Origin of the sequence: uncultured Anaerotruncus sp. (assembly GCF_902490045.1) — a bacterium.
Taxonomy (GTDB): domain Bacteria; phylum Bacillota; class Clostridia; order Oscillospirales; family Ruminococcaceae; genus Anaerotruncus.
In genome coordinates this window covers 1-8,976 of record NZ_CABUCJ010000098.1, presented here as the reverse complement: position 1 = coordinate 8,976, position 8,976 = coordinate 1, and the positions used below count along the sequence as shown (strand labels likewise).

At 65.1% G+C, this 8,976-nt stretch carries 5 protein-coding genes and 1 pseudogene; 5 read left to right on the top strand and 1 reads right to left on the bottom strand.

Annotated elements, in window-relative coordinates; genetic code table 11:
* Together RDM88_RS09880 and RDM88_RS09875 are read left to right on the top strand one after the other, a co-directional pair.
* Positions 1-739, top strand: a pseudogene (locus RDM88_RS09880) (glycoside hydrolase family 13 protein); the annotation flags it as partial.
* Positions 740-808: 69 nt separating this feature from the next.
* Complete coding sequence (locus RDM88_RS09875) at positions 809-1,498, top strand: ABC transporter ATP-binding protein (protein WP_308754678.1); 690 nt, start codon at positions 809-811, stop codon at positions 1,496-1,498.
* A 58-nt stretch (positions 1,499-1,556) separates the two neighbouring features.
* Here the strand turns inward: RDM88_RS09875 and nifJ are convergent, their stop codons facing one another.
* Positions 1,557-5,234: a pyruvate:ferredoxin (flavodoxin) oxidoreductase gene (nifJ, locus tag RDM88_RS09870; protein ID WP_308754677.1), complete on the bottom strand. Its 3,678-nt coding sequence runs from the start codon at positions 5,232-5,234 to the stop codon at positions 1,557-1,559.
* A 385-nt stretch (positions 5,235-5,619) separates the two neighbouring features.
* On the opposite strand from nifJ, the gene RDM88_RS09865 reads away from it, so the two are divergent.
* From RDM88_RS09865 to RDM88_RS09855, 3 genes are all read left to right on the top strand, one after another.
* Positions 5,620-6,972 carry a hemolysin family protein gene (locus RDM88_RS09865; RefSeq protein WP_308754676.1) on the top strand — a complete coding sequence of 451 codons (1,353 nt, stop codon included), beginning with the start codon at positions 5,620-5,622 and terminating at the stop codon, positions 6,970-6,972.
* A gap of 75 nt (positions 6,973-7,047) precedes the next feature.
* Positions 7,048-7,980 (top strand): hypothetical protein, encoded by a 933-nt coding sequence (locus RDM88_RS09860; protein ID WP_308754675.1) that lies wholly within the window; start codon positions 7,048-7,050, stop codon positions 7,978-7,980.
* A 75-nt stretch (positions 7,981-8,055) separates the two neighbouring features.
* Complete coding sequence (locus tag RDM88_RS09855) at positions 8,056-8,766, top strand: tRNA 2-thiocytidine biosynthesis TtcA family protein (protein ID WP_308754674.1); 711 nt, start codon at positions 8,056-8,058, stop codon at positions 8,764-8,766.
* The last annotated feature ends 210 nt before the right edge of the window (positions 8,767-8,976 follow it).

The window sequence follows — 8,976 nt, the reverse complement described above, 5'->3', positions numbered from 1 at the left end:
GTGGGAGGACGCCTCCACCAAGGTCGCCTACGGCATCCGCCGCCGCTACTTCCTCGGCGGCCAGCTCGACTCGGTCATGAACTACCCCTTCCGCGACGCGATCATCGCCTACGTGCGCCACGGCGACTGCAACCGCCTCTACTCCACCCTGCTCTCCATCCTCGAGCACTACCCCAAGCCGGTGCTCGACGTGCTGATGAACTCCCTCTCCACCCACGACATCGAGCGGGCGATCACCGCGCTGGCGGGCGAGCCGATTTCGGGCGGGCGCGACTGGCAGGCGCACAACAACACCCTCAGCCCGGAAAAATACGCGCTCGGCAAAAAGCTCTTCATGCTCGCGTCGGTCATCCAGTACATGCTGCCCGGCGTGCCCTGCCTCTATTACGGCGACGAGGCCGGCCTCTACGGCTACAAGGACCCCTTCAACCGCACCTGCTACCCGTGGGGCCGCGAGGATCCCGAGCTCATCCAGTTCTTCCGCACCCTCGGCGCGATCCGGTCGGGATGCCCGGCGCTCTCCTCCGGCACCTTCAGCGCCGTCTCCTTCACCCCCGAGGTCGTCTCCTTCCTGCGCGACTGCGGCGGCGAGAGCTACTATGTCGCCGTCAACCGCACCCCCTCCGAGCAGCCCGCCGTCCTCCCGATGGAATTCAAGGACGCGGCGGTCCTCTACGGCAGCCTGCGCGCCGACGGGCTGCTGCCCGCCTACGGCGCGGCGATCCTTGTCCTTCGCTGAAAAAACGGCCGCATAAAAACAAATCCCCCGCAGACACTAAGAAAAAATGTCTGCGGGGGATTTGTTTTTATGCCGCTTGTGGAGCTGCGGAACCTGTGCAAAATTTATAACGCCGGCGACAACGAGGTGCGCGCGCTCGGCGGCGTCTCCCTCTCGATCGAGGCGGGGGAATTTGTGGCGGTCGTCGGGCAGTCGGGGTCGGGCAAATCGACCCTCATGAACATGCTCGGCTGCCTCGACCTCCCCGACGGCGGCGTCTACCGCCTCGACGGGGAGGACGTCGCCCACATCCCCGAGGCCTCCCTCGCGGGGATCCGCAACCGGCGGATCGGCTTCATCTTCCAGGGCTTCAACCTCATCCCGAGCCTGACTGCGCTGGAAAACGTCGAGCTGCCGCTCATCTACCGCGGCATCCCCCGCCGCGAGCGCGGCGAGCTGGCCTCCGCCGCGCTCGGGCGGGTGGGGGTGGGCAACCGCATGCACCACTATCCCGCCCAGCTCTCGGGCGGGCAGCAGCAGCGGGTCGCAATCGCCCGCGCGATCGCCGCGAAGCCCCCCATCATCCTCGCCGACGAGCCGACCGGCAACCTCGATTCCGCCTCGGGCGCGCAGGTCATGGACATCCTCCATGAGCTGCACGCCGAGGGCCGCACCGTCATCCTCATCACCCACGACGACCGCATCGCCTCCGCCGCCGGGAGGCTCATCCGCATCATAGACGGGCGCATCGTCGAGGACACCCGCCCGCTCCCCTCCTGAGGCCGGCGGCAGAAAAAAGCCCCCGCGCCGTAAGGCGCGGGGGCTTTTGCACGTCGGATTATTCCGCGTAGAGCTGCTGGAGCTTGAGCAGGTGCTGGTAACGCGCGGCGGCGGATTTCTCCGCCTCGTCGAAGAGCACCTCCGCACGTTCGGGGAAGGAGCGGGTCAGCGAGGAGTACCGGGCTTCGCTCATGATGAAGTCCCTGTAGCTCGCAGTCGGCGCCTTGCTGTCGAGCGTGAACGGGTTCTTGCCCTCGGCCTTGAGAGCGGGGTTGAAGCGGAACATGTTCCAGTAGCCCGCGTCCACAGCCTTCTTCATCTCGGTCTGGCAGTTGGTCATGCCGCCCTTGATGCTGTGCATCTCGCAGGGGGCGTAGCCGATGATGAGGGAGGGGCCGGGATATGCCTCGGCCTCGGCGATCGCTTTGATCGTCTGGTTCATGTCGGCACCCATCGAGATCTGCGCGACGTAGACGTAGCCGTAGGACATGGCCATCTCGGCGAGGCTCTTCTTGGCGATCGCCTTGCCGGCCGCCGCGAACTGCGCCACCTGGCCGATGTTGGAGGACTTGGACGCCTGGCCGCCGGTGTTGGAATAGACCTCGGTGTCGAAGACCATGACGTTGACATCCTCGCCGGAAGCGAGCACGTGGTCGAGGCCGCCGTAGCCGATGTCGTACGCCCAGCCGTCGCCGCCGAAGATCCAGACGGACTTCTTGGCGAGGTATTCCTTCTCAGCCAGAATCTCGGCAGTCAGCGTGCAGGCCTCGCAGTCGCAGTGAGGCGCGTTCGCCGCCTTGAGGGCCTTCATGTGCGCATGCATCTCGGCGTGCTTGTCGCCGAAGATCTCTTTGCTCGCGGGGGTCTCGATGAAGGCGAGGCAGTCGTCCACGCTCATCAGGCCGCCCTGCAGGGCTTCCACATACTTCTCGGTCGCGGCGGCGTTGGCCTTGCCGTCATCCATCGTGTCGAGCCACGCCTGCGCGGCCTCCTTCAGCGGGGCCCAGGTGTGAGGCACCGCGATGAGCGCGCGGGTCTTCGCGGCCAGGCGGTCGCGGATGGTCTTCTGGCCGATGTACATGCCGAAGCCGTGCTCGGCGTTGTCCTCAAACAGGGAGTTCGCCCAGGTCGGGCCGCGGCCGGAATCCTTGTTGACGGTGTACGGGCTGGTCGCGGCCGGGCCGCCCCAGATGGAGGAGCATCCGGTCGCGTTGGAGATGTACATCCGCTCGCCGAACAGCTGGGTGATCAGGCGGGCATAGGAGGTCTCGGCGCAGCCCGCGCAGGAGCCGGAGAATTCGAGCAGCGGCTGGTTGAACTGGCTGCCCTTGACGGTCTCGTCGGCGGGCATGCCGGGCTTCTTGGAGATGTTCGCCACCATGTAGTCGAAGACTTCCTGCTGGGCGGACTGGCTCTCCTGCGGCTTCATGACGAGGGCCTTCTCCTTGGCCGGGCAGACGCTGACGCAGACGCCGCAGCCCATGCAGTCGAGCGGGGAGACGGCGATCGTGAACTTGTAGTCGGGCGCGCCGGTCATCTTGGCGGTGTACTTGGTCTGCGCGGGGGCCTTCGCGGCCTCGTCGGCGCTCAGCGCGAACGGGCGGATGGTCGCGTGCGGGCAGACATAGGAGCAGCGGTTGCACTGGATGCAGTTCTCCGGCAGCCACTCGGGCACCGACACCGCGACGCCGCGCTTCTCATAGGCGGAAGCGCCCTGCTCGAAGGTGCCGTCCGCGTGGGGCACGAAGGTGGAGACCGGCAGGCTGTCGCCGTTCATCTTGGAGACCGGCTCCATGATGTCGTGGACCATCGTGACGAGCTCTTTCTTGCCCTCGGGCAGAGCCGCCTCGGCCTCGTCGCTGGCGTTGGCCCAGTCGGCCGGGACGTCGATCTTGACGAACGCCGAAACGCCCGCGTCGATCGCCGCGTAGTTCATGTTGACGACGTCCTCGCCCTTCTTGGAGTAGGACTTGTAGGCCGCCTTCTTCATGTAGTCGACGGCCTCGTCGATCGGCAGCACCTTCGCAAGCGCGAAGAACGCGGCCTGCAGGATGGTGTTGGTGCGCTTGCCCATGCCGATCTTGATCGCGAGGTCGATCGCGTTGACGGTGTAGAGCTGGATGTCATGCTTGGCGATATAGCGCTTCGCCTCGGCGGGCATGTGCGTGTTGAGCTCCTCGGGGGTCCACTGGCAGTTGATGAGGAAGACGCCGCCCGGCTTCACGTCGCGGACCATCTTGTAGCCCTTGACGACGTAGGAGGGGTTGTGGCAGGCCACGAAGTCGGCCTTGTTGATGTAGTAGGGCGCGCGGATCGGCTCGTCGCCGAAGCGCAGGTGGGAAATCGTGATGCCGCCCGTCTTCTTGGAGTCGTACTGGAAGTACGCCTGCACATACTTGTCGGTGTGGTCGCCGATGATCTTGATCGAGTTTTTGTTCGCGCCGACGGTGCCGTCGCCGCCGAGGCCCCAGAACTTGCACTCGATGGTGCCCTTGGCCGCGGTGTTCGCGAAGTTCGTTTCCTCGAGCGAGGTGTATGTAACGTCGTCGGTGATGCCGATGGTGAAGTGCTTCTTGGGGGAATCCTTCTTCAGCTCGTCAAAGACGGCGAAGACGCTGGAGGGCGGGGTGTCCTTGGAACCGAGGCCGTAGCGGCCGCCGATGACCGTCTTGCCCGACACGCCGCACTCGGAGAGGGCGGTAATCACGTCGAGGTAGAGCGGCTCGCCCAGGGAGCCGGGCTCCTTGGTGCGGTCGAGGACGGCGATGCTCTTGGCGGTGGCCGGGATCGCCTCGACCAGCTTGGCGGGGACGAAGGGGCGGTAGAGGCGGACCTTGATGAGGCCGACCTTCTCGCCGGCGGCGGTCAGGTAGTCGATGACCTCCTCGGCCACGTCGCAGATCGAGCCCATCGCGATGATGACCCGCTCGGCGTCGGGGGCGCCGTAGTAGTTGAAGAGCTTGTAGTCGGTGCCGAGCTTGGCGTTGACCTTGCCCATGTACTCCTCGACCACGGCCGGCAGCTCGTCATAGAACTTGTTGCAGGCCTCGCGGTGCTGGAAGAAGATGTCGCCGTTCTCGTGGGAGCCGCGCATGACCGGGCGCTCGGGGTTGAGCGCGCGTTTGCGGAAGGCCTCGACCGCGTCCGCGTCGACCATCTCGGCCAGGTCGTCGTAGTCCCAGACCTCGATCTTCTGGATCTCGTGGGAGGTGCGGAAGCCGTCGAAGAAGTTGATGAAGGGCACGCGGCCCTTGATGGCGGCCAGGTGCGCCACGGCGCCCAGGTCCATGACCTCCTGCGGGTTGCTCTCGGCGAGCATCGCGAAGCCGGTCTGGCGGCAGGCGTAGACGTCGGAGTGATCGCCGAAGATGTTCAGCGCGTGGGTGGCGACAGTACGGGCCGAAACATGGAAGACGCCCGGCAGAAGTTCGCCGGCGAGCTTATACATGTTGGGGATCATGAGCAGCAGGCCCTGGGAAGCGGTATAGGTGGTGGTCAGGGCGCCGGCGGCCAGCGAGCCGTGCACGGTGCCCGCCGCGCCGGCCTCGGACTGCATCTCCATGACCTTGACGGTGGTGCCGAAGATATTCTTACGGCCTGCGGCGGCCCACTGGTCGACGTAGTCGGCCATCGGGCTGGACGGCGTGATCGGGTAAATCCCCGCTACCTCGGTAAACGCATAGCTGACATGCGCTGCCGCGGTATTGCCGTCCATGGTGAGTTTGTTTCTTGCCATGTTGCATCTTCCTCCTAATGATAAATTAGCGATCGCTAATAAATTGGATATTCCGAACGGGCCCGAGAGGGCGCAAAAGCCCCTTGTCCCTATCCTTATTGAGTTTATCATTTTTGCCGCGCCTTGTAAATAACAGAACCCAGAAAATTGTGACTGTTTTGTCAATTTTACGGCAAAATTCACGCCGTTTGGGGCGCCCGTATGTGGAAATTCCGGAGGCGGCGCCCGCTTTTCCCCAAAGGCGCGCGCCAAGGCCGCGTTTTCCGGGGATTTTTCCGCCCCCGCGGCGGGCTTCAAATTGACATTGTCCGGAAAAGTGTTTATATTTATGGTAGCAGTGCCGGAGCGGAAACAGTCGTCCGTCCGCGCGGCGCAAATTGGAGGAATGAACAACATGGACCCCTATCCCAGTATCGTGATCTTCCTGCTCCTCATCCTGCTCAGTTCCCTGCTGACCGCCGGGCGCACCGCCCTCACCCAGCTGCGGGACAGCAGCGTGAAGAAGATGGCTTCCTCCGAACGGGGCGGGGAGCGGTTCATCGCGCGGCTGCTTGAGCGCCCCGCCGCCTTCCTTGACGGCGTCGAGCTCGCGCGCTTCGCCTGCACGGTGGCAGCGGCGCTCTTCACCTACCCCCTGGCGCTCGTCCCGCTGACCTGGCTCGTCCGTTCGCTCGCCTTCAGCCGGCAGCTCTACTACGCCTTTTCCTTCGCCGGCTTCCTGCTGACCGTGCTCCTGCTCAACGTGCTCTGCGTGCTCCTCCCCTACCGGGTGGCCTGCCGCCACCCCGAGGGGGTTTCGGCCGCGCTCGCGCGGCTGTGCTGGCTCGTCGCCTGCGTCATGCGGCCCTTCGTGCTTTTGAACGGCGCGCTCTCCCGCGGGCTGGCGCGCCTGTTCGGCGTGCGCGCCGGCGAGGAGCCTGAGGAGGCCACCGAGGAGGAGATCCGCATGATGGTCGACGTGGGCAGCGAAAAGGGCTCGATCGAACAGAGCGAGAAGGAGATGATCAACAACATCTTCGAGTTCGACGACCGCAGCGTCTCGGAGGTCATGACCCACCGCACCGACATGACCGCCGTGCCCAAGACCGCCTCCCTCGAGGAAATCGCGGACCTGGCCGTCGATACGGGCTTTTCGCGCATCCCCGTCTACGACGACGACATCGACGACATCATGGGCATCATCTACGTCAAGGACCTGCTCCGCCTCATCGGCAAGGGGGAGGCCGCGGACTTCGACCCCCAGAAATACATGCGCCCCGCCCTCTTCGTCCCCGAGAACATGAGCTGCGTCGACCTCTTCGCGCAGTTCAAGCAGAAGAAGGTCATGGTCGCCGTCGCCGTCGACGAATACGGCGGCACGGCCGGCATCGTCTCGATGGAGGACCTGCTCGAGTCGATCGTCGGCAACATCCAGGACGAGTACGACGACGAGGAGGAGGAGATCTCCCAGCTCTCGGAAAACTGCTGGTCGATCGACGGCACCGTCGCGATCGACGACGTCGAGCGGCTCTTCGACGTCGAGTTCGACGAGGACACCGACTATGACACGATCGGCGGCCTGATCACCGAGGCCCTCGGCCGCCTGCCCGAGCCGGGCGAGCATCCCTCCGTCCGGCTCGAGGGCGTCCAGTTCACCGTCCTGCTCATCGAGGAGCGGCGCATCGCCCGTATCCGCGCCGAACGCGTCCCTCCCGGGGAGCCGACCGGGCGCGAGAGGGACAAAAAAGAAAAAAACTGAAAATTCCGGCAGGAAATCCCTGCTTTTCCGCCACTTCTTCCATGAAAGAATCTGGCAAGAAGGATGTGTGTCGCTATGAAGAGAGGTCTCTGTCTGCTGCTGGCGCTGCTGCTCTGCGCCGGGCTCGCCGTTCCGGTCCTTGCCGACCGGCTGCTTAAGCCGATCGACGAAGCCTCCCCCCAGCCGGATGAGACGACCCCCGCCATCCCCGTGGCCCCGGCCGAGCTGCCCGTCCTGCTCGAGGCCTCCCTCTGGAAGGGGGACGAGGAGACGGTCAACACGGTGACCGATCCCGACCTGGCCAGGCAGACGGCCGACCTGCTGCGGGAGGCCGCCGCCTTCCCCGAGGGCGCCACGCCGCCGAGCAGCATCACCGGCGTCAACCTCTACCTCGATTTCCCGGGACAGGCGCGCCTGCACCTCTTTACAAGCGCCGTCCGCGCGGAGGGCTTCACGGAGGGCCGGCCCTACCTGATCATCCGCCACATGGACCGGTATTACACCGCGCCCGGCGGGACGATGGACCTGCTGACCGAGCTGCTCTTCCCCCAGACCGTCGCCCTGTGGGCCGCGCTGGAGGACCCCGATTCCCCCGAAAGCGCGGCGCGCGACTACTATAACTTCCTCTCCCCCCGCCTTTCGCGCAGCGAATACGGCGGGCTGGAATTCACCGACGACCGGCGCGGCCTCGTCCTCTGGCAGACTCCCGAAGGCGGCGTCACCCCCGCGCTGGTCGCCCAGCTCACCACCGCCTACCACGGCAAGCCCTGTCCCGTCACCTATCAGAGCGCCGGGCGCAGCGCCGCCGAACTCGACGAGGTCGTCGAATTCCTCGAGGCCCGCCGCGCCGTCAAGGGCGTCGACACCGTCACAAGCTGGGGCGTCGACCGGGTGAACGGGCTTGTCATCCTCCGCATGAGCGGCCGCTGGCCCGAACTCAACGCCGCCATGCGCGAAAAGGGCTACACCGACCGGGTGCGCTTCCGTGTCGAACCGGCGGAGGGCTGATTTCTCTTTCCCGAACCATCTGCGCCCGGCCGCGGCCGGGCGCTCGCTTTTCCATCAAACTTTACGGAGGCTATTATGCAGGAGATCATGGGCTATATCCGCCGCGCGGTGGAGGAATACCGGATGATCGAGGACGGCGACACGGTCGCCGTCGGCGTGTCGGGCGGCAAGGATTCCGTCGCGCTGCTCGCCGGTCTGGCCGGGGTGCGGCGGTTCATCGGCATCGAGTTCACCCTCAAGGCGATCACCCTTGACAACTGCTTCAACGGCGAGGAGGGCGACTTTTCCCCCATCGCCGGCCTGTGCGACGCGCTCGGCGTCGAATATATCCTGCGCCGCACCGATATCGGGCAGATCATCTTCGGCGAGCGCGGCGAGTCAAATCCCTGCAGTCTCTGCGCACGGATGCGCCGCGGGGTGCTGCACGACACCGCCAAGGCGAACGGCTGCAACAAGATCGCGCTCGGCCACCACTTCGACGACGCGGTGGAGACCTTCCTGATGAACCTCTTCAACGAGGGACGCATCGGGTGTTTTTCTCCCGTCTCCTACCTCTCCCGCAAGGACCTCACGATGATCCGCCCGCTCATCTTCGCCACCGAGCGGGAGGTCCGCAACGCGGTGAACCGCGCCGGCCTCCCCGTCGTCAAGAGCAAATGCCCCGTCGACGGGTGCACCGAACGGCAGTGGACCAAGGAATTTTTATACAATATGGAGAAGTCTCACCCCGGAATTACAAAACGTATCTTCGGCGCCATCCGGCGCGGGCACGTTTCGGGGTGGTGATTTGCCGCTCGGGGAGCGGCGGAGCCCCTCCCAGGGGTTTCCGCCCGGGGCCGGGGGGCCTGCCGTCGACCGGCCGACAGCGGTTTTAGATATTCCGCCCAGAAGTCGGAGGGTTTGCCGGTAGTCGACCGGCGGCGAGTTCCTTTCTTTGACGTAAAGAAAGGAACCAAAGAAGGACGCCTAAGGACCCTCCGCCGGGTCCTTAGGAAT